Annotated in this window: 17 protein-coding genes; 10 read left to right on the top strand and 7 right to left on the bottom strand. The window is 39.7% G+C overall.

Translation table 11 applies throughout. The annotated features are described in order from the left end of the window. Window positions 1-292: 292 nt before the first annotated feature. The 5 genes from JEP71_RS11010 (at window position 293) to deoD (ending at window position 6,373) form a co-directional block, all read left to right on the top strand. On the top strand, window positions 293-1,594 hold the full coding sequence (locus tag JEP71_RS11010) for a NupC/NupG family nucleoside CNT transporter (RefSeq protein ID WP_109372967.1): 1,302 nt from the start codon (window positions 293-295) through the stop codon (window positions 1,592-1,594). Between the two features lie 519 nt (window positions 1,595-2,113). Beyond that, window positions 2,114-2,893 carry a deoxyribose-phosphate aldolase gene (deoC, locus tag JEP71_RS11005; RefSeq protein WP_109372968.1) on the top strand — a complete coding sequence of 260 codons (780 nt, stop codon included), beginning with the start codon at window positions 2,114-2,116 and terminating at the stop codon, window positions 2,891-2,893. A 70-nt stretch (window positions 2,894-2,963) separates the two neighbouring features. Beyond that, on the top strand, window positions 2,964-4,286 hold the full coding sequence (gene deoA / locus JEP71_RS11000) for a thymidine phosphorylase (RefSeq protein ID WP_198626229.1): 1,323 nt from the start codon (window positions 2,964-2,966) through the stop codon (window positions 4,284-4,286). Window positions 4,287-4,352: 66 nt separating this feature from the next. Beyond that, the gene (deoB, locus tag JEP71_RS10995) at window positions 4,353-5,579 is read left to right on the top strand and encodes a phosphopentomutase (protein ID WP_099074519.1); all 1,227 of its coding nucleotides are present in this window, start codon (window positions 4,353-4,355) and stop codon (window positions 5,577-5,579) included. 77 nt (window positions 5,580-5,656) lie between these two features. Continuing rightward, window positions 5,657-6,373 carry a purine-nucleoside phosphorylase gene (deoD, locus tag JEP71_RS10990; RefSeq protein WP_100158856.1) on the top strand — a complete coding sequence of 239 codons (717 nt, stop codon included), beginning with the start codon at window positions 5,657-5,659 and terminating at the stop codon, window positions 6,371-6,373. A gap of 83 nt (window positions 6,374-6,456) precedes the next feature. Here deoD and JEP71_RS10985 read toward each other — a convergent pair whose 3' ends face one another. Continuing rightward, on the bottom strand, window positions 6,457-6,906 hold the full coding sequence (locus tag JEP71_RS10985) for a hypothetical protein (RefSeq protein WP_196532848.1): 450 nt from the start codon (window positions 6,904-6,906) through the stop codon (window positions 6,457-6,459). Window positions 6,907-7,599: 693 nt separating this feature from the next. Between JEP71_RS10985 and JEP71_RS10980 the strand changes: the two genes are divergently transcribed. Next, window positions 7,600-9,336, top strand: a complete 1,737-nt coding sequence (locus JEP71_RS10980) for a pyridoxal phosphate-dependent decarboxylase family protein (protein ID WP_198620710.1) — start codon at window positions 7,600-7,602, stop codon at window positions 9,334-9,336. Window positions 9,337-9,432: 96 nt separating this feature from the next. On the opposite strand, the gene JEP71_RS10975 is transcribed toward JEP71_RS10980, so the two are convergent. The 4 genes from JEP71_RS10975 to JEP71_RS10960 form a co-directional block, all read right to left on the bottom strand. Then, entirely contained in the window at window positions 9,433-9,699 is a 267-nt protein-coding gene (locus JEP71_RS10975) for a DksA/TraR family C4-type zinc finger protein (protein ID WP_198620711.1), read from the bottom strand. A 158-nt stretch (window positions 9,700-9,857) separates the two neighbouring features. Continuing rightward, window positions 9,858-11,018, bottom strand: coding sequence for an MFS transporter (locus JEP71_RS10970; RefSeq protein ID WP_099660231.1), 1,161 nt, complete (start codon window positions 11,016-11,018; stop codon window positions 9,858-9,860). Between the two features lie 27 nt (window positions 11,019-11,045). Beyond that, entirely contained in the window at window positions 11,046-12,347 is a 1,302-nt protein-coding gene (locus JEP71_RS10965; RefSeq protein WP_198626228.1) for a hypothetical protein, read from the bottom strand. A gap of 39 nt (window positions 12,348-12,386) precedes the next feature. Continuing rightward, on the bottom strand, window positions 12,387-13,574 hold the full coding sequence (locus JEP71_RS10960) for an ROK family transcriptional regulator (RefSeq protein ID WP_285714945.1): 1,188 nt from the start codon (window positions 13,572-13,574) through the stop codon (window positions 12,387-12,389). Window positions 13,575-13,859: 285 nt separating this feature from the next. Between JEP71_RS10960 and JEP71_RS10955 the strand changes: the two genes are divergently transcribed. Beyond that, a complete protein-coding gene (locus JEP71_RS10955) occupies window positions 13,860-14,264 on the top strand; it encodes a Rap1a/Tai family immunity protein (RefSeq protein ID WP_109372974.1) in 405 nt (134 codons plus the stop codon). 106 nt (window positions 14,265-14,370) lie between these two features. Here JEP71_RS10955 and pyk read toward each other — a convergent pair whose 3' ends face one another. Both pyk and JEP71_RS10945 read right to left on the bottom strand, forming a co-directional pair. Beyond that, on the bottom strand, window positions 14,371-15,822 hold the full coding sequence (gene pyk / locus JEP71_RS10950) for a pyruvate kinase (protein ID WP_198626227.1): 1,452 nt from the start codon (window positions 15,820-15,822) through the stop codon (window positions 14,371-14,373). Between the two features lie 65 nt (window positions 15,823-15,887). Further along, window positions 15,888-17,225, bottom strand: a complete 1,338-nt coding sequence (locus JEP71_RS10945) for an MFS transporter (protein ID WP_109372976.1) — start codon at window positions 17,223-17,225, stop codon at window positions 15,888-15,890. Window positions 17,226-17,538: 313 nt separating this feature from the next. Between JEP71_RS10945 and JEP71_RS10940 the strand changes: the two genes are divergently transcribed. Genes JEP71_RS10940 through JEP71_RS10930 form a run of 3 tightly spaced genes read left to right on the top strand, consistent with a single transcriptional unit; the run spans window position 17,539 to window position 22,516 of the window. Beyond that, entirely contained in the window at window positions 17,539-18,828 is a 1,290-nt protein-coding gene (locus JEP71_RS10940) for an ABC transporter substrate-binding protein (protein WP_109372977.1), read from the top strand. A gap of 57 nt (window positions 18,829-18,885) precedes the next feature. Beyond that, entirely contained in the window at window positions 18,886-21,261 is a 2,376-nt protein-coding gene (locus JEP71_RS10935; RefSeq protein ID WP_198620716.1) for an ATP-binding protein, read from the top strand. Then, the gene (locus JEP71_RS10930) at window positions 21,239-22,516 is read left to right on the top strand and encodes a sigma-54-dependent transcriptional regulator (RefSeq protein ID WP_196532842.1); all 1,278 of its coding nucleotides are present in this window, start codon (window positions 21,239-21,241) and stop codon (window positions 22,514-22,516) included. The genes JEP71_RS10935 and JEP71_RS10930 overlap by 23 nt, the downstream gene beginning before the upstream one ends. Window positions 22,517-22,550 lie beyond the last annotated feature (34 nt).

The raw sequence follows: 22,550 nt of genomic DNA, 5'->3' as shown, positions 1-22,550 counted from the left end.
TACAAATAAAACGTTCATTTATTTCTGCTATTTAAGATTAAAGCCATCATTTGTTAATCGAATGATATTTTTTTTAAATTAGCCTATTCAATAAGTGCGTTTTTTAGGTTTATTTATGTGATCTACTTCTCATTTGTGGGTTTTGTGTTGCTTTTTTCAAGCGCTATTTGTGATGGATATAGAGGGTTCTTTTTCTGGACTAGGTATAATTATCTGGCAAAAAGAGTCAATAATCTCAGGCTAGAGCATTATTGATAATCCATTAAATTTTTATGTGAACAGGGATCCTTCAATGCAACTCATTATGAGCTTGGTCGGAATGGCAACATTAATATTGATAGCCATTCTATTTTCCAGCAATCGACGTGCAATTAGACTACGTACAGTTGGTGGCGCATTCCTTATTCAGATTGGCTTAGGTGCATTTGTTCTTTATTCCGACGGTGGTCGCGAAGTGCTTCTTGCGGTTTCTGATGGTGTTAAGAATGTTATTGATTACGGCAATAATGGGATGAGCTTCCTATTTGCAGGCCTAGTATCAGATAAAATGTTCGAGTTGTTTGGTGGTGGCGGTTTCGTATTCGCCCTACGCGTACTGCCTGTTATCGTGTTTTTCTCCTCTTTAATTGCTGTGCTGTATTACCTCGGCATTATGCAAATTGTGATTAAGATTCTTGGTGGTGGTTTACAAAAAGTCCTTGGTACATCACGTACAGAATCGATGTCTGCAACAGCCAATATCTTTGTGGGTCAGACCGAAGCTCCGCTTGTTGTTCGTCCTTATATTGCAAGAATGACAACCTCTGAGTTATTCGCTGTTATGTGTGGTGGTCTTGCTTCTGTTGCGGGTTCTGTTCTTGCTGGATATGCAAGCATGGGTGTGCCATTAGAGTATTTGATTACGGCATCATTTATGGCAGCACCAGGTGGTTTACTCTTTGCTAAGCTGTTGATCCCTGAAACAGAAACGCCAGACGATCAAAAAGATGCGCTGGATAAAATGACCGATGAAGAAAAACCAGCAAATATTATTGATGCGGCCGCAGCTGGCGCATCTTCAGGTCTACAACTGGCACTTAACGTCGGTGCTATGTTACTTGCTTTCGTTGCGTTAATTGCATTAGTCAATGGTATCTTAGGTGGCATTGGTGGCTGGTTTGGTTATGAGAATTTCTCATTAGAATTAGTATTAGGTTGGGTTTTTGCACCTATTGCTTTCTTAATCGGTGTACCTTGGAGTGAAGCGACCGTTGCTGGCTCATTTATTGGTCAAAAACTAGTTATTAATGAATTCTATGCTTACTCTGAATTTAGCAAATATCTACAAGATGAAGCTCAAGTTGCTGCATCAGGCTTAATCATCTTATCAGAGCAAACAAAGATAATTATCTCCTTTGCACTGTGCGGTTTTGCTAACCTCTCTTCCGTTGCTGTACTGCTAGGTGGTTTAGGCGGAATGGCTCCAAATCGCCGTAAAGACGTGGCTCGTTTAGGGATGAAAGCCGTACTTGCTGGTACACTCTCTAACTTAATGAGTGCGACGATTGCAGGTTTCTTCTTTGCATTAACCGCAATGGCTGTTGTTGCTGCTTAATTGATTTTGATTATAAAGAGCAGATGGGTTTTGCCTGTCTGCTCTTTTATGTTTGTTTTCTGCTGTAATGTTAACTACTTTTATTGTGAGAGATATTTCGCAATTTGTATTGAATAGGGTCAATAGCGATATCATTTCATATTGATCTCGCTTTTTTTGCGTTATAAAGACGACTTAGAGGCGTTATTCGAGTAACATTAAACCAGAAAATGACCTAATTGTGATGTTGGTCACACTTATATGTCATTGTTTGCAAGTTGCATTTGATTAGTGTGACGTAAAGCACATCTAATTGTTCCTTAGCGTGTTCAAATAAGATGTGCTGAAACTTCATGGAATGGCGAAGGCTCAATGACGGGTCGCCGAAGTGAGCATAGCGCGGTGAGAGGGAGCTCAGCTGTCGTTGTAGCGCAAGTTACAACAACATCTTCAAGGAACCAAGTCCGCTCGCCAACAAATTTAATCGCTAACCTTAAGCGTACGCCCAAAAGGGCTTGAGAAACATCGTTGGAGAGTTTTATGACAGATTTAACCGCTGCAGCGCGCCTTGCGCTGTCTTTGATGGATTTAACTACATTAAATGATGACGACACTGATGCAAAAGTGACTGCATTGTGTCATCAGGCTAAAAGCCCTGAAGGGAATACAGCCGCTATTTGTATCTATCCACGTTTTATTCCGTTAGCACGTAAAGTGTTACGCGAACAGGGTACTCCAGAAGTCCGTATCGCAACCGTAACTAACTTCCCTCATGGTAATGATGATTTAGATATCGCATTAGCAGAAACCAACGCGGCATTAGCTTATGGCGCAGATGAGGTTGACGTAGTTTTCCCTTACCGTGCATTTATGGCAGGTAACGAGCAAATCGGTTTTGATATCGTTAAAGCATGTAAAGAAGCTTGCGCAGACGCGGGTGCTTTACTGAAAGTAATTATTGAAACGGGTGAGCTGAAAGATCCAGCGCTTATCCGTAAAGCATCTGAAATTTCAATCAAAGCAGGTGCTGACTTTATTAAAACTTCCACAGGTAAAGTACCTGTAAATGCAACACTGGAAAGCGCTGAGTTAATGATCCAAGTGATCCACGATATGGGTGTTGGCAAAGAAGTTGGTTTCAAACCAGCGGGTGGTGTACGTACCGCTGAAGAAGCTGCTCAATACCTTGCATTAGCTAACCGCATTATGGGTGACAACTGGGTTGATGCCCGTCACTTCCGCTTTGGTGCGTCAAGCCTGTTAGGTAATTTATTAGCCACTTTAGGTCATGGCGAACAAAAATCGTCTAGTGGTTACTAATCCATTCGTGAAATACGCCCACTTTTCGTTATTGTGGGCGTTACCAATGCTATAAAACCAGGAGGTTGCAGTGTTTCTTGCCCAAGAGATTATTCGTAAAAAGCGTGATGGTCATCCTTTAACTGAGGAAGAAATTCGTTTTTTCATTAATGGCGTCAGAGATAATACTGTTTCTGAAGGTCAAATTGCTGCCTTAGCAATGACTATTTATTTCCACGACATGACAATGCCAGAGCGTGTTGCTTTGACATTAGCTATGCGTGATTCCGGTTCAGTACTGAACTGGAAAAGCTTAAACTTAAATGGCCCAATTGTTGATAAACATTCAACCGGTGGTGTGGGTGATGTTACTTCACTGATGTTAGGGCCAATGGTTGCTGCTTGTGGTGGTTATGTTCCTATGATTTCTGGTCGTGGATTAGGTCACACAGGCGGAACATTAGATAAGCTTGAAGCAATACCGGGCTTTGATATTTTCCCTGATGATGAGAAATTCCGCGACATTATTCGCAATGTCGGCGTTGCCATCATTGGACAAACTAATTCATTAGCACCTGCTGACAAACGCTTTTATGCTACCCGTGATATTACTGCTACAGTTGATTCAATCCCGCTTATCACTGCATCTATTTTAGGTAAAAAATTAGCTGAAGGCTTAGATGCATTAGTGATGGACGTTAAAGTTGGCTCGGGTGCTTTTATGCCGACTTATCAAAAATCGGAAGAGCTGGCTGAGTCAATTGTCCAAGTAGCAAATGGCGCTGGCTGTCAAACCACTGCACTGTTAACTGATATGAACGAAGTATTAGCTTCTAGCGCAGGTAATGCGGTTGAAGTTCGTGAAGCGGTTCAATTCTTAACAGGCGAATATCGTAATCCACGTCTATTTGAAGTCACTATGGCGCTGTGTGTTGAAATGTTAGTATCAGGTCGTTTAGCGGATGATCGTCAACAAGCTCGCCAAAAACTGCAAGATGTGTTGGATAACGGTAAAGCAGCAGAAGTCTTTGGTCGTATGGTTACAGCACAGAAAGGCCCAACTGATTTTGTTGAAAACTACAATAAATACCTGCCAACTGCGGTATTAAGTAAACCTGTATTCGCTGAGAAAACAGGATTCATCACAGAAATGGATACACGTGCATTAGGTATGTCTGTTGTGACATTAGGTGGCGGTCGCCGTAAAGCGACTGATGCTATTGATTACAGTGTTGGCTTAAGCGACATCGCAGCACTTGGTGCTGAGATCAATACAGATACACCTTTAGCAATGATCCATGCTAACAGTGAAAAGTCATGGCAAGAAGCTGCGGCTGAAGTCCGTAAAGCGATGGTAATTGGTGACAGCAAACGCGAAGCTTCACCAATGGTGTACCGCCAAATCAGCGAATAAGAACTCAATTACGATTTATAAGTGACATATCCGTAGCCTACGGAGAATGACACAGGAGAGAGAATTATGAAACGTGTACATATCATGGTATTAGATTCCTTCGGTATCGGTGCTGCCGGTGATGCGGAGAAATTCGGTGACCAAGGTTCAGACACTTTAGGGCATATCGCACAAGCGTTTGCTGACGGTAAAGCAGATAGAGACGGCCGTAAAGGTCCTCTTCATTTACCTAATCTTTGCCGTTTAGGTTTAGGTAAAGCTGCGGAAGAATCAACAGGTAAATTCCCTATCGGTTTAGACAAAAACGCAGATATTATCGGTGCTTATGGCTACGCGAGTGAAATCTCTTCTGGTAAAGATACTCCGTCAGGCCACTGGGAAATCGCAGGTGTTCCTGTTCTATTTGATTGGGGATACTTCAAAGAACTGAAAAATTCATTCCCACAAGAGCTGTTAGAAAACATCGTTAAACGTGCCAAATTACCTGGATACTTAGGTAACTGCCACGCATCTGGTACAGTGATTCTGGATGAACTGGGTGAAGAGCATATGAAAACTGGTAAGCCGATTTTCTATACCTCTGCTGACTCTGTATTCCAAATTGCATGTCATGAAGAAACTTACGGTTTAGATGAATTATATGAGCTGTGTGAAATTGCTCGTGATGAACTAAACAAAGGCGATTACAATATTGGTCGTGTTATTGCGCGTCCATTTATCGGTGACAAACCAGGTAACTTCGCTCGTACAGGTAACCGTCATGATTTAGCGGTTGAGCCACCAGCACCAACTATGTTGAAAAAACTGGTTGATGAAAAACAAGGCCACGTTGTTTCTATCGGTAAAATTGCTGACATCTACGCAAACGTAGGTATCACTAAGAAAGTGAAAGCAACGGGTATTGATGCTCTGTTTGATGCGACACTTGAAGAAATGAAACTTGCGGGTGATAACACTATCGTCTTTACCAACTTTGTTGATTTTGACTCCTCTTACGGTCACCGTCGTGATGCTGTAGGTTATGGTGAAGCACTTGAGTTATTCGATCGTCGCTTACCAGAACTGATGGAACTGGTAAAAGAAGATGACATTCTTATTTTAACCGCAGACCACGGTTGCGACCCAACTTGGCCAGGTTCTGATCATACTCGTGAGCACATTCCTGTTCTGGTTTATGGTCCTAAAGTTAAACCAGGTTCATTAGGTCATCGTGAAACCTTCGCGGATATCGGTCAAACTGTTGTGAAATACTTCGGTTTATCACCAGTCGATTACGGTAAAGCGATGTTCTAATTTTATTTCGGTAGGTATAGCAATATACCTACCGAATAATATTTAAATAGTAAAAAGATCAATTAAAAGGAAGAGTTATGGCTACCCCTCATATTAACGCAGAAATGGGCGATTTTGCTGATGTCGTTTTAATGCCGGGCGACCCGCTTCGTGCTAAATACATCGCTGAAACTTTTTTACAAGATGTCCGTCAAGTAAATAACGTTCGTGGTATGTTAGGTTTTACAGGTACGTATAAAGGCCGTAAGATTTCTGTTATGGGTCACGGTATGGGTATTCCTTCTTGCTCAATTTACGCAAAAGAATTAATTACTGATTTCGGCGTAAAAGTGATCATCCGTGTGGGCTCATGTGGTGCGGTATTACCAGACGTTGAACTACGTGACGTTGTTATCGGTATGGGTGCATGTACAGACTCTAAAGTTAACCGTCTACGTTTCAAAGACCAAGACTTTGCCGCTATTGCAGATTTTGAATTAGTTCAAAATGCAGTATCTGCAGCTAAAGCAAAAGATATTAAAGTTCGTGTTGGTAATATCTTCTCTGCTGATCTGTTCTACTCTCCAGATCCAGAAATGTTTGATGTTATGGAAAAATACGGCATCCTTGGTGTTGAAATGGAAGCTGCTGGTATCTATGGTGTTGCCGCTGAATATGGTGCAAGAGCACTAACTATCTGTACTGTCTCTGATCACATCAAAAAAGGGACACAAACTACAGCAGAAGAGCGTCAAACGACTTTTAACGAAATGATTGAAATTGCATTAGAATCTGTTCTGTTATTAGAAGACTAATCAATACATCTCGTTGCTTAATAATAGTAAAAACCCAATTCTTTGAATTGGGTTTTTTTATGTCTAATCAATAATATGGCAAATTAAGGCGCATAAATATAGGTTTCTAAATAAGGATCCATTTTAATTGAGTAATTTTTTAAATTATCCAGACTTGGTGTTAATGGCCCTTTGCACTCTTTTTTACTGATAATATTATTGTCTTTATAAACAATAACACCATTAAATTGCCATCCTCTACCTTCACCGTCGTAAACAACGTAGCTGTAGTTCCCATTCTTAAATCGAACATAAGTCGATGCCCCTGCAACAAACATCTGATGCCCGTAAAAGACATTATTATTGGGTTGTTGAGGTACTGGTAGTGTTATCTCTGTTTTAGCAAGTGTGCCATAACGATACACAGGGGGTTTTCCCTGTTCAGCGGATACACTGACATACTTACCATTTTCAAGTTGGCAGGTAAATTCTTCAGCATGGACACTTGCGGATAATAATACGAATACAGCAACAACAGCCATATGTGCTTTCATATTGTGTTCTCCGTTAATTACCTACTCTATTACTTTAAGTATCGGCAAAGAAAACAAAATATGTAGAGTAAATATTCTGATTATTTAGCCAAGTTACTAATTTTCATTTTAACCAATATTTGTTTTATTTCCAGAATAATCAACTGTGATAATTTCTTTGTTTATTTTTTCATTGAATGTTATCTGCCAAACCAGCCTTATCCAATATTTTATACCTAATAATAGTTAAAATTAGAATTAATTTGCTAATTATGAAAAATATCATAGTGATTTCTTTTGATTTTGTTCTTTTTAATTAAATTAAATGTAATTTTCACTGTGCCAATTGTAGAAATAACAGATTAATTCAATTAATTAAATTAAGAGTTCAGTAATATCAGTTGGTTAGCATTCTATTGTTATATTTTGATTATATTTCAAATAGTTAATAGTATTGCAGGTGATTATTTTTGTTTTTATCTTTATTTTCATTGTGATGTCAGTCACATAAGCATATAAATGAAATAATCACATCTGTAAATTTAACTTTCCGAAAATTTCTATTGTATTGATATTAAATAAAATATTTTGTTTTATGTGGTTGCCAGCAGAACCTATGCGATCGCATGAAGCACTAACTAATTTAATTAGAAAATGTATAGTATTGCTATGCAATCAATTTAAAATTTTGTCGGTTTCTATTTGGAGAATATAGTGAAAAATCAAGATTTATTAGGTCTATCTTCTGCTAACATTCTAAATGCGGAATTTGAGAAGAAATACCACGACGTTATTGCTCACTTTTTCAGCCGAGATCCGAAGTATTGGCCGATATTTCAGGATAAAACCATCCAATCGATTACACAGTTTAGAAAAACAACGACTAATGATAATGACCAATTACAGCGTTATTCTAATGGGCCACAATTACTTGAACGTTTAATGGCAGATACACAAATCCAACAAAACATTAATTACCCAGAAAACGATCCTAATGAATTACTGATGTTAGTTTCGACACTGTGTAAAAACTGGGAAAACCCACTCGCTGTTGAAAACGTTATTGCGATGCCAAGTGATCCAGGTGTTTATGGATCAATCTTAGGATTAATGGGCAATCCTAATATGGTGTATTGCGAATATTCAGGTGTTGCTGATGCGTTAGAAAAAGTGACGATCAAAAAAGTCGCAAAATTAGTGGGATACGATCCTGAAGTTGCCTCTGGTGTATTCACTCAAGGTGGCACCATGTGTAACTTATATGGTTATCTTTTTGGCTTACGTAAATCTATGCCAAATTCTAAACATTTAGGTATGGCAGCAGATCAAGACTATCGCATTATTAACTCTCAAGGTGGTCACTATTCAAACATGACCAACCTTGCACTATTAGGTGTTGATGTCGATAACAAAACGATCCGCATTAAAGTATCTGAAGATAATACTATTAATTTAGAACACTTAGAGCGTGAATTAAGAGCCTGCTTTACTGTTAAGTGTAAAGTGCCAACTATCATGTTAACCACAGGCACAACAGATACCTTTGGTGTCGATGATGTGAAAGGTGTTTGTGAATTACGTGACCGCTTATGTGAAGAATTTGAGATCCCTGTTAAGCCACATGTCCACGTTGATGCTGCCGTTGGTTGGCCGATTATTTTCTTCTTAGAATATGACTTTAGCGGTAACCCTCTAGCAATTAATGATGTCACTTTAGAAGGCTTACGCCAGAACGTTGAGAAATTCAAACATCTGAAATATGCCGACTCTATCACTATCGACTTCCACAAATGGGGATATGTACCTTACACCTCAAGCTTAGTACTAGTGAAAAATGGTAATGACTTCGTTGCACTGGAAAACGATCCTGAAAACTTCACCTATTTTGAGCACGAATTAGAAGGTCAAACCCACTTACAATCAACTATTGAATGTACACGTAGTGGTGTGGGTATTTTTGGTGCTTATTCTGCGATGCACTATATGGGCATTGAAGGTTACCAAACTATTATTGCCCACTGTTTGCAAAACGCGAACTATATGCGCCATCAGTTATTAGAGATGGGCAATGCAAAAGTGATCGTGCCACAAAACCAAGGGCCAAGTGTTGGCTTTAAATTGTATGATCCAAACTTAGTGAAAGATCCTAATGTTGCTTTTGATCTAGAGTTAACGTGCGCTACAGACAAAGAAGCGTATGATTTTATGGTTCACAATACTCAGTGGCATAGAAAACTTTTCTTACAGCGCGGTAGAGAAGGCTTATTTACTAACTGGGTTGATTCTATTGCTTGTTCTAAATATGCAAAAAATAACCGTTATATTTATCTTCCAGGTGAAAAAGCGGTATTTATGAACCCAAATACTGAACGCGCACATATTGATAATTTCATGAAGATTTTAACTGAAATGAGTCAAAATATGAGCTGGAAAAAGGCTGCAAAAATCTAATTAAATCCTTGTCTGATTAAATAAAACAAACTGTACTTTAGTAGAGGAAACTCATATTAAGGTACAGTTTTTGTTTTATATGATAATAGTTGCAGATTATCTGAGTTGGCTATCTTTACTACCACGGCGATTATATCCACTAAAGGCATTATTCTTTTTATCAATTACCTCTTGGCAATTTAAACAATAACGTACGCCAGGAACGGCTTTTTGCCGAGCCACAGAGATTGGCTCACCGCACTCATCACAAAACGCAGCGCTTTCGCCGTGTGTCATTTGATTGCGAGCTCTTGCAATTGCATCATCAATGGTGGCATCGATTTGCTCTTGAACAGCACTATCATTAGCCCATCCACTTGCCATCATATTCTCCTACTTTAACAGTGAATATAAACATTATTATTGGGGCTTTGGTGAAAAAATCAACAGAGAGAAAGGGGAAATGCGTCTTAGGATATTGCAAGAGAAATAAAAAACCCCTCATGCAGAGGGGTAAATTTTAGAGGCATAATACGTCGTTGTTATTGTTTTTGTTCTCTAATAAACAGAGAAATAATAAAGAAGAGGGCGACGAATACGATAATTAGGTTAAAGCCAACAGAAACATTATAGCTTTCTGAAACCTGACCTATTAATGAACCAGCTAAGGCTCCGCCCAATCCTGAAGCAACATAAATAAGTCCCATCACCGAGCCACTTTTGCTGGTTAATTTTGTAGCAACCGCTGCGGCTGTTGGAAATAGAACAGATAATGCAAAACCAAACACCATAAATAGATAAACAACATCTTGCACAAAAATACGGCTGACAATAATGGCTATCAGAGAGAACAGTGAGAACAGAATAAGCGTTTTGCGATCACCTAATGCAAGGTTAATAAAGCCACCAATAAAGCGACCGATGGTAAATAAGAAAGCAAAACTAGAAATAACATAAGCCGCTGTTTCTGCTTTTTGCGCATTGCTCATATTCCCAATATCCATAGAGGTATAGAAAATAGGGAAGAAGTTTAAGAACGCGGCTTCGGCGGCAACATATAAAGTGATAAATAAAATAACCAGTAACAGTGACTTTTGTGTCAGTAACTCTAAAAAGTCACTGAATTTCATATCGACTTGTGCGCTACTTTCTATTTTTAAGGTGCTTAATACTAAAATAATCACAGCAACAATAACAGCAACACCCACATAAAAGGTACGCCATGAAATAGAGTGTGAGAAGAGATATTGTAAAATAAGTGGGGTGACAATCATCCCTACACCAAACATGGCGTTAGAGACGTTAAACATCATCCCTGCTTTCTCTTTATAGAAAGTCGGAATAACCGTCACGATAGAGACAAGCATCGAGCCAATCCCTAAACCAATCACCAGATAAAAGCCAAAAAATAGCATCACATTGAAAGCAAGGCTGGTTCCTGTTAAACCGACAGCCATCATTAATGAGCCAATAAACATCATGACTTTTAACCCTTTCTTATCGGTAAAATAGCCCGTTAATAAACTGGCGACTAAAAAGCCGATTTGGAAAAAGGTAATTAATGAGCCTACTTGGCTCATATTTAATGAAATATCATGTTGAACCTGTTCGAGAATAAGCCCTTTTGTATTTTGAATGCCACCGAGTAAAAACATCGTGACAAACAGAAGGAAAAAAACTTTCCATTTTTGTTGTTTAGCCATAATTTGATCCTGATTTTCCACGGTGTATTATTTTTTAACTGTGTTGTTGTTATAAGAGTTATTATTAGGTGTATTGTGTTCACCAATCGCATCAAATAATTCTTGCGTCGCCCATCCGTAGCAATAATAAAGCAGAGAATCACATGCACTTTCTTCTGCAGCAATAACCGCTTCAATTAATTGAGAGGCTGGTAAATTCCACATTTGAATACCGCTATAAATAAAGGTATTTGGCTGTGAAAGCTGGCGAACTTTATTATTTTGTTCTGCAACAAAGTGAATAGGGAAGCCTTGCTGTTTAAAGGTTTCATATGAAATATCATAAGGTAGTTCAAATAAACGTTTAAACGCAGTAAATGCACGCTCTTGGCTTTCACTGTCATGAGTAAAATGATTAATTAACCCTTGAACATCTGCACCACCCCCTAATTTATGATAAGGGAAATGTTTGAGTGTTGAAGAATAACGCGTTAATTCATGATAGTTCTGACCTAAGATCCAACTGTAAGCGGGTGGCCACAAATCGAGCCATAACGTAATTCCACCTGCTGTTTGTTTTGCATCAGACAGTAATCTTTCAACCAATTGAGTCACACTTTGTTGGCGAAATAGTTGCCATGCTTTTAACAGAGGTTCTTCTTTTAATGCGGTAACAGGCGTTTCGAAATCCCCTTGTTTTAATGAATCAGCTAAAGCAGCAAGGCGATGTTTGATTTTATTAACGGGTAAACCTTGTTGCACCATTTTCTTTTCACAGTGAGGGCAAAAACAGGTAAATAGCCCTGCTGGATTCACTTCTTTGCCTGCCCAATCAGGGAATCGAATTCGATCAATTAAAAAGGTGTCATAACCGTAGTTTTGTTTTAATGCTGTGAATGTCTTTTGCCAAAGTTGTGCAACATCGGGAGCGTTAGGGCAGAGCCAATGCGCTTGTGGACGGCCTTTAAAGTCCACTACTTGATTATGTTCTACATCCCCGATGAAGTCGCCATTAAGAATATTAGCCCATGGAATGACTTTATATTTTCCACCATCAGTGGCTTTTTTTATCGTCATTAGCGGATCTGCACCCGATAAAATTGTGGGATCAACACGTTGGCTTAGACGAGGAAAATCGGTATGAGTATTGATGTGTAATGTACCTGTTCCCATAACCACATTATGAATAGGGTTATGAGGCAGATCGCCAACAGGGTAAGGGTTACGTTCAAAAATCGTATTAATTTCGACAAATAAATGCTCAACATGCTTCATACCGTCAAGGCGTTGAAGAATAGCGGGCATGCCTTCGTCTAAAATATCATGTGGGTGAAGATGTATTCCTGCCATGAGTCGCTCCCATCTCGTTTAAAGACTTTTTTATTAGGGTTATCTCAATTGGATCTCGGGCATAAATTGAATTGATGGATAAACCGTAGCTAAGGCGAGAATAGCAATGCCATAAAGCGGGCCTTTTTCCCATAATTCAGAAAGCTCGATATTCACTTTGGTGTTAGCAAATAAATGTCTATCTAGATTTGCCTGAACACGCGGTAAAAAGGTGTCAGCAGAACGGGTGATCCCGCCTGTTAATACCACTTTTTCCAGATTTGCAATGGCGACTAAATTCATAATGCCGATAGCAAGATAATCTGCCATTTCCTCAACTAAGGATTGAGCAAGCGGATCACCTTGTTGTGAGGCTTGAATAATCTCAATCGCACTAAGATTTTCCCCTCGCAAGCTCGCCATTCGCTCACTTAAACCTGAGCCGGAGCAGAAACTCTCAAAGCACCCTTTATTGCGCCAATTACGAAAAAGATGATCACGAGCAAACATCATATAGCCGATTTCACCAGCCGCATTGTTTGCGCCGCGGATAACTTTTCCATCCATCAGCAAGGCGGAGCCTAATCCTGTGCCAATACCAATCAGTGCACAACTGTGTGTATGACGGCAGCGGCCTTTCCACATTTCACCCACAAGTGCTGCACGAATATCATTTTCGAGTACAACGGGTACATTGAGTTTTTCTGTAAGCTGTTGTGCTAAAGGTAAGTTATCCCATTGAGGTAAGTTAGGGGAGCCTTCTAGCACAACACCATTTTTGATATCGATGATCCCTGGTGTGGCGACACCGATAACATTGATCTTTTGACGGTCTACGCCGCTTTTTTCGATCACATTTTCAATACTTTGTGCAAATTGCGTAATAAAGTCATCACGGTCGTCAGTATCAAAGGTAGGTTCTTGATATTCATACAACAATTCGGCATCTAAGTTAAAAACCGCATAAGCTATCTTGGTTCCACCTAAGTCAATGCTGACACCTAAACTGTGTTGAGGATCGAAGTTAACTAAAATACCTTTTCTGCCTTGTCCGGCTGGCGAACTGACTCCGCTTTCATAAACGATTTTTTCTTCAAGGAGATCGTTAATAATTTCAGACACCGTCGCTTTTGTAATTCCGCTAATTTTGGCTATCTGAGCCCGTGACAAAGGACCTTGATGACGAATGACATTTAATACAAGCGAGGCATTCATTTGCCGTAATGTATTGGGTACGTTCGGTGTCACGTTACTACTCCATTTGTTTAGAAACAAAACTAAAAGATGTTTTTTTTATATAAAATCGTCTGTGTTTGACAGTTATGCACCGTTTTATTTACTTTGTAAAGTATAAAGCAACTAATTAGTTTAGAAACCATCCTAAATGAGTTTATGATCACAATTTGATGAGTTTGATTTGCACAATGTGATCCTCTAAAAAATCTTCAGTGTATATATTCACTGCACATATTCTTAACGCAATAAAACGGCTAGAATTAAATCCATATCTATTGAAATAAAGAGAACATTAGAATGAAAAAAGGAATGTTATTAAAGGGGGTGATAGGGATGTTATTGTTATTCCCAGTGTATTCACAAGCGATAACGCTGAGTGCTTATCTTCAAGTTAAACAATTACTTACTCAAGATAATCCTGCTAATAAACAATTAGAGTCCGTGACACAAGCTTATTTAAACGGTATTGCGAATGGATTGAATTTTTATGCTGTTGCTGTGAAAATTGAGAATCAAAATAACGATGATTTTCGTCCTCTTTATTGTCCACCGCCTAAAATAGAACAAAATGGAGATTTTATGGTTAAGCATATTGATGCTTATTTAGATAAAAATCCCATTGTTAAGCAGAAACAAAAAAATGCACCCATAGAATTGGTTTATATTCTTGCATTACAAGATGCTTATCCTTGCGATAAGTAGAAAGAAAAATAGCCACACTCCTTGTGGCTAAAATGATTTTGGTGTGCTCTTTTTCTTGTTATTTACTTCAGGTTGCCTCTCTCATAAGCCCCTTGATGGAAGACACTCAAGCCGTCGCTGCTTCAACTTGTTTTACAGGAACAAGATGACAACAATCGCTTTCACCGGTTTTCTCAAAAGTTGATAAACGGGTGATCAAGAGTGAATTCATGTCTGTTAATAATCCCTCTGTTTGCAGTTTTTGCATGATGCTTTCATCGCAGTCATTGTTATTTTGACGTTGATAAGCCACAGGTGTTACACCACGTAATACAGTTAATTGACCTGCAAGTGCGGGATTATCTGTTAATGCATATACGTTGTTGTTCGGCATAAAGCGTGACAATAAGGTCACTGATTTGCCATTTTCTGTTAATGCGGCAACACTTAAATGCTTGTCGTCATGGAATGCTGTGGTTGCCGCGGCTAATGCAATCCAACGACCTGTTTGTGAATAGTAAGACGGTGATTGCCATGGGTTTTCTGTGTTTGCTGCAAAAGAACGCTCAGCTCCCTCAGCGACTCGCGCCATTGCACTAACGGCTTCTACAGGGTATTTCCCTGCTGCCGTTTCTGCTGAAAGCATCACAGCATCCGTTCCATCACCTACGGCATTAGCGATATCCATCACTTCAGCACGCGTTGGCATTGGGCTTTCAATCATCGATTCCATCATTTGAGTTGCGGTAATAACAGGGCAACCTAATGCGCGACAACGTGCAATGAGTTGCTTTTGTGCGCCTGGTAAGCTGGCATCACCAATTTCTACTGCTAAATCACCGCGTGCCACCATAATGACATCAGATGCTTTAATGATGTCATCCATGTTTTCTTCACAAGAAACCACTTCTGCTCGTTCAACTTTAGCAACGATTTTGGCGTGACTCCCTGCTGCAATCACTAAGCCTCGTGCATATTCAATATCAGCACCATTACGTGGGAATGAAACGGCGATGTAGTCTGCTTGAATAGCCGCTGCTGTGTGTATGTCTTGTTTATCTTTGTCTGTTAATGCAGGAGCAGATAAACCACCACCAAGTAAGTTAATGCCTTTACGGTTAGATAATTTGCCTCCAACAGTAACGACAGTCTCTATTTTATTATTATTGACGGCGCTGACTTGTAATTGAATATTGCCATCATCAAGTAACAGAATATTCCCTGGTGTGACTTCTTGAACAAGTTGTGGGTAGTCCAAACCAACTTGTTGTTCGTCGCCTAATGTGCTGTCTAAATCTGCATTTAGAATAAAGCTATCGCCTTGTTTTAATTGAACTGAATCATTTTTAAAGTTAGCGATACGAATTTTCGGGCCTTGCAGGTCAGCTAAGATCCCGATAAATACACGATGTTTTTCTGCGACCTGACGGATAGTTGCGGCTGTGGCCTGATGCTGTTCGCGAGTGCCGTGTGAAAAGTTTAAACGAAATACGTTAGCACCCGCCATAATCAGCTTTTCAATCATCTGTTCTGAACAGCTAGCTGGGCCAAGAGTCGCAACAATTTTTGTCTTACGCATAATGACATTCTCTTTTTAAAGAGGGATACCCAAAGGTATCCCTTGATGACAACTTAATTAATTCATTAATCCATGGTAACTTTTTTCGCATTCCAGACTAGCGTCGCTAAAATCATGGAAACGATGGCAGAACCAATCCAGAAATACTGTACTGTGGTGAAGTCGTAGTGAGTGATATCGCCAACTTGTGTGACTTTAATCAGTGATGCTGAAATCAGTTCTTGAGCCGATGCTGCAATGTAAGCGAACAGTCCGATAAAGCCTTTTACTGCACCTACTGCGTTTTTCGGCATCAGGTCACAAGCGGTTAAACCTGCTAAGAACACAACCAGACCACCCATTGCAAAACCAACCATACTTAATGCAACAGCATCCATAACACGGCTTTGTGGACCCCAGAACATCAGTGCAAAACCAGCGATGTTGGCGATACCATAAATTAGAGTTGGAATATGACGGTTAGCGTTAAACAGTTTGTCTGAAGCCATACCCGCTAAGATTGCGCCGAAGAAACCCGCGATTGGGTAAGTAGACATGGCGAAACCCGCATCAATCAGTGAGTAGCCTTTTGAACCTTGTAGGTAAAGAACGGCCCATGAACTGATTGCATAACGAGAGATATACATAGCCGCACATGCTGCTGCGATGATCCACACTGTTGGTTGTTTTAATACGAATAACTGAGCGCGACGTGTTTCTTTAGGATCGCTTGATTTAACGGCTTCTGACTCTTCGCCATATGCGGTTGCTGGATCAGGTAAGCCATAAGTACGAGGACGATCTTTCAAAATCATCAGCAAGATGATGCCCGCAGCAATACCTGCGATACCTGCACCGATAAAACCTGCACGCCAGCCGAAGAAGCTCACTATGGTTGCCGTTAAGATCCACGTAATTGCTTCACCGATATTACGCGAGCCACCCCAGATGGAATAAACTGTACCGCGCTGTTTTGGCGAGAACCATTGGAAGATAGAGACACAAGAAGGTGCCGAACCGACAGATTGGAACCAGCCGTTAATACCCCATAATAGGATAAAGAATAGGCTCGCCGTTGACATTCCCATGAAGATACAAACAAAGGATGAGGCAATCAACGAGATGGACATAAAGCGTCCAATATTGGCATAATCTGACAAGAAGCCGTTAGAGAACTTACCAAAAGCGTAGGTAAAGAAGAACGCAGAACCCATTAAACCGAGTTCAGCGGTGGTTACGATACCTGCATCCAGCATAGGTTTTTTCACCACACCGAGTGCCATACGAACCACATAGAACATGGCATAACCAAGAACAAGACCAAAGAAGACCTGCCATTGGTGCTTTTTATATATTGCGCGGATCTTTTCACTTGACGCTTCTATTAGCGGCAGATCCTTTCTGGTTTTAAAGAAACTTAGCATAGAGATGACTCCGAATATTATTCATGTCTGAAGCTGATTTTGGTTTTCAGAGCTGATGCTATTCATTTAGGTCATCTTGGTGCAAAAGAGGGAATTTGAGTCATCGATGACACATTCTGCTGAATCGGTGAGTCAAATTTGTAACATCGCTATTAGGCGTTGGTTTAAAAATGAGTGAAGATATCGTCGTATCATTGTTAGAAATGAGTCATTAAGGACTCATTAGCCCAAAATAATAAATATTGCTAAATATCAGAAGTTTGAAGTTCGACACATTTTTATGTTTATTCAAAACAAAACCAGGGGTATGTCCATGAGAATAAAAATAACACTGAGCCTCGTCTGTTTACTGTTTAGTTGGCTGTTTATCACACCGGTGCGTAGTGATGAGCAGCCACTTGTTATACTGACGACACTTTCAGATACACCAATGCGACCACTTACAGAGGCTTTTAGCGCTCGTTATCCAGATACTAAGGTGCAAGTGGTTTATCGTCGCGTCGCGATTGCAACACGGATGATGAAACAATATCCCACACAGCCAGTTGATATTGTGATGTCGTCATCGGCTAATTTTTTCCATCATCTAGATAGAGAAGGGCTACTAGCTCGATTACCCGTAAATTACGAAACGCCAAAATGGTTAACGCGCCATAGTGATATCTTAAACGATAAGATAACCACGGTTGGTTATTCCGGTATTGGGATTATGAGTAATACGCAATACTTACAAAAACTCGGTATTCCTGCACCTAAAAGTTGGGTTGATTTAAGTGATCCTATTTACCAAGGGCACTTAACCATGACCACTCCAGCGAACTCTGGCACGATGCAATTAATGGTGGAAAATGTGCTACAAGAGTACGGCTGGGAGCGTGGATGGCAGATCTTACTCGAAACCAGTGGTAATCTTTCCTCGATTTCGGCACGTAGTTCCCGTGTCAGTGATGCTATCGCCAGAGGCATTGTAGGTGCAGGCCCAATTATCGATAACTACGCTTTTAATCATCAGAAACGCTTTGATTTTGTCGAATTTAGCTATTTTGATAAGTCGATTATTTTACCGGCTTATGTTGCTATTGTTGCCGAAAGCAGTAAAAGAGACACCGCAGCTAAATTTATTGCCTTTCTTTTATCGGATGAAGGACAAGAGATCATCTATAAAAGTGATATGGCAAAGATCCCATTAAGCAAAGAGATTTTACGTAATAACGATGAACTTGCTAATAACACGGAATTTATTTTAAACAGCAATGAGGCGTATCGCCGTAGTGAAGTCGTTAATGCGTTATTTGATCAAATGATCACCCATAATTTTCCTTTAATGCGCCAAGTTTGGAATGATATCCACGAAGCAGAAAGACAGGAAAATAAAACGCCAGAACGTATTTCTGCGATCAGTAAAGCGCGAAAAATAGCAAGTTCAGTGCTTATTAGCGAAAAAGAGGCTAATTCACCGACATTACAAGCGTTATTTATGAAAGAAGCCGATCAGCGAGAATACTCTGATCAAGCATTAGCTGTGCTGTATCAATGGCGCACATTAGAAGCTGAAAGGCTTGAACAAGCACTGGTTTTATTGAAAGAGACAAAATCACCCTAACCGCCTTGTGGTTCAAATATACAGCAGGAAGCGCTGTTTTTATGAAAGGTATTACGGATGAAATTATTAGTGCCTAAACAATTTGGCAAACTAGGTAGACGCCTGTATATGGCGTTTATCTTTAGTTCTTTACTCACCTTATTGATTGGTGTGGTTATCTTTTTTATGTGGGGAAAACTGGCGACACAAATTAATGCGTCAGTGGGAGAGTCTCTACCGATGTTAACCACCAGCTATACCATGGAGCGTTATAGCACCAATTTACAGATGCTATTAAAAGAGCGAGAACAGACTCAACGAAAATCGATTTCAGAGCAACAACAGCAGGAAATTCATCAGTTATTAGATAATTTGCGTGAGTTTCCTATTGAGCAAAAGCCACAGCGTGATTTTTATACTCAACTTGTTGATGAGTTATCGGAGCTTATTAATCAACAAGATGTATTATTGGATAAACGACGTGAATTAGAAAACCGCCTTGCACAATTATTAGGGCAATTGGCGTGGATGCATGACGCCGTTGGTGAAGACATTAAACCACTCCTTAATGAAATTGAGTGGCATGTCAGCCAAATGATCAATGAAAAAAATGTACAGGAAAACAGCCTACAACTCCTATTGGAATCAACCTTATTACAAGAGTTGTTTACGACAGAAAATGAATTAATCAGCTTGGTTGAAGAAATTGCACATCAACGTTATAGCCGTGATATTGATGTCGCTTTCCACTATATCAGCGTCAAAATTGATGAAATTATTGCCTTAAATCAGAAACTAAAAAGCTATCCATCGACTATTGCCCATCGTCAGGTATTACAAGAGATTATTGCGATCACCCGTTATGACGGTGATATCTATCAAACACTGATTGATGATGTGGAAAACGAGAAAAAGCTCAAAGCATTAACTCCTGAATTAAATGAAAAATTATCACAATTTGATAATGCCGTCAGAGGTAATGTTTTTGCTACAAGTGAAGCGCTAAATAAGCTTAATGATAATACCCGCAAACTAATGGCAACAGGGAAAATCGTTATTGTAGTCATCATTATTGCATCACTATTGCTGAGTATTATTGTGATGAAAATCTTGATTGATAGAAGACTTATCGCAAGATTGAATAAACTAAGTGATGACTTAGCGCATGTAGCCAAAGGTCATTTAACCGAGCCTGTACTGATTGAAGGACAAGATGAAATTGGCCTGTTAAGTCGCCGGCTTCGTCGATTTTGGCGTCAAATGAAAGAAGTTGAAACCAGCAATGCGTTAAATCTTATTAATAATACCGATGCAAGTTTAATTACCTGTCACCACGATGGCAGAATAGAAACGGTAAACCCAAGTGCAGCAACACTATTAGGTACAGGAAAAGAACAAAATAATAAGCCACTTTGGTTACTGTTTAGTGGTGAGGCGAGCACCATGCTTAAAGCGCAATTTAGTTCAAGTGGTCAGCTTTACTTATTAGGGCAGAGTGAATGTACTATCAGGATGGTAAAAGAAGGTGAGCCTCATTTCTTACAATTTAATATTCGAGAATATCCTCATAAAGATGAACACAAATATATTGTGACGATCACGGATATTACGCGCCAAGAGCTAAGCAGATTAGAGCTTCAACGGCTGGTGGCATTAAAAACACAAGATTTGCAGGATAAAAACCAGCAATTAAATGAAGAGATATTGCGCCGTGAACAGGCACAGAAACATTTAATTCAGACACAAGAAGAGTTAGTACAAGCAGCTAAAATGGCAGTTGTAGGGCAGGCGATGACAAGCCTTGCACATGAGCTTAATCAGCCACTCTCTGCAATCAACACCTATCTATACAGTGCAAAACTGACTATGCAGATGGAAAAATACGATCAATTACCTGATTCTATCGAACGCATTGAAAAGCTGTGCGCACGAATGAATCGAATAATTACTGCATTGCGTAATTTTTCACGTAAATCTTCGTCTGAAATTAGCTTTGTTTCAGCGCCATTAAAAGAGCTGGTAGATAGTGCGATGGTGCTGGTGGAGTCCCGTTCTAAACGAGAGCAGTGCATTATTACGAATAATATTCCTGATGAATTAACCATTTGTGCAGACCCGACACAAATTGAGCAAGTCTTGGTTAATTTGTTTGTTAATGCAATGGATGCTATTGCGGGTGTTGGTGAAAGCCAAATCACAATTGATCTTTTATCTGTTGATCCTAAACGAAAATTAGTGGCGATCGCGGACAGTGGAAAAGGATTCAATTCAGATGTTTTACCAAAACTATTTACCCCATTTACAACAACAAAAGATGTGGGGCTTGGGTTAGGGTTATCCATTTGCCGTTCAATTATGCAACGGTTTGGTTATGAAATTTACTTGGCCTCTACATTAAATGGTGGCGCCATGGTTGTTTTGGAGTTTACAGATGACACAATCACACATGCCTGATATCGACGTTTTATTAATTGATGACGATGAAGATATTCTTGAATCTTATCGCCATTTACTCAATCTTGCGGGAATGGTTGCTAGAGTAACCGACTCACCAGAAAAAGCATTAAGCCTTTTAACACCAGAATGGCAGGGTGCTGTTGTACTTGATATCTATATGCCAGCAATGAATGGCATGGAAGTATTAGAGCGCATTAAACAAATTGACTCTCGTATCCCCGTTATCATGATCACAGGACATGGCGATATACCGTTAGCAGTAGAAGCGGTAAAAAAAGGCGCTTATGATTTTATTGAAAAACCGATTAATCCACCTGTTTTCTTAGAGTTAGTGGCGAAGGCACACAAAGAGCGTCAATCCATTCTTTCGCTTAGGAATGCGGTAATAAGTACCACACAAGAGCGATTAGTGGGAGACAGTGCGCAAATCACCGCGATTAGAGAGCAAGTACAACAAATTGCCGATATTGATAAAGATTTAATGATAGAAGGGGAAATGGGAACAGGGCGTCATCTTCTTGCTCAGCTATTGCATGAATTAAGCCCACATAGTGATAAAGCTATCCAAACAGTCGATTGCCAAAATTTATCAGATATCAAACAGGTTATTGCTCAAATTGAAGCGGATGAAGTAGGAACGCTGATTTTACGTTCTCCATATGATTTATCATCTGAGGCACAACGCTGGTTAAGTTCTTATCTATTAGATATGGAACGCCAAGGAAAGCGCCACTTTAGAACGATTGCGATTTTAGAAAATAATACACAGCAACTGGTAACAGAAGGACGATTAATCCCTGAATTCTATTACTATTTTTCACAAATCACTTTTTCACTGCCTCCGTTAAGTGCCAGACGCCCAGACATTATTCCGTTATTTAGGGCTTTCTTACGACAAAGTGCACAGAGGCTCGGTATTGCGGTACCGAAAATTGATCGTAATTATCTCGATATTTTAAAGCGTTACGATTGGCCGGGTAATATTCGTGAGTTACGAAATGTTGCTGAATTATATGCGGTAGGCATTGTGAAAATGGTTGATAGTGAACAACATCGCGCCATTATTCCACCTGAAGGCCCTTTGGATAATCTTGTGGATGAATATGAGCGTCGATTAATCGAAGATGCGTTATATTTATTTGCGGGACGTGTTAGTGATGTGGCGGATTATTTGGGTATTCCACGTAAAAAGCTGTATTTACGAATGAAAAAACATGATCTCGATAAAGATAGCTATAAACCAAAAGTTTGATTTACCCACTATTCAATAACAAAGAAGCGCCATA

The sequence above is a fragment of the Proteus sp. PR00224 genome (assembly GCF_016238105.1).
Classification (GTDB): Bacteria; Pseudomonadota; Gammaproteobacteria; order Enterobacterales; family Enterobacteriaceae; genus Proteus.
The sequence above is the reverse complement of the archived record's forward strand: the minus strand, read 5'-3'. Positions and strand labels throughout refer to the sequence as shown.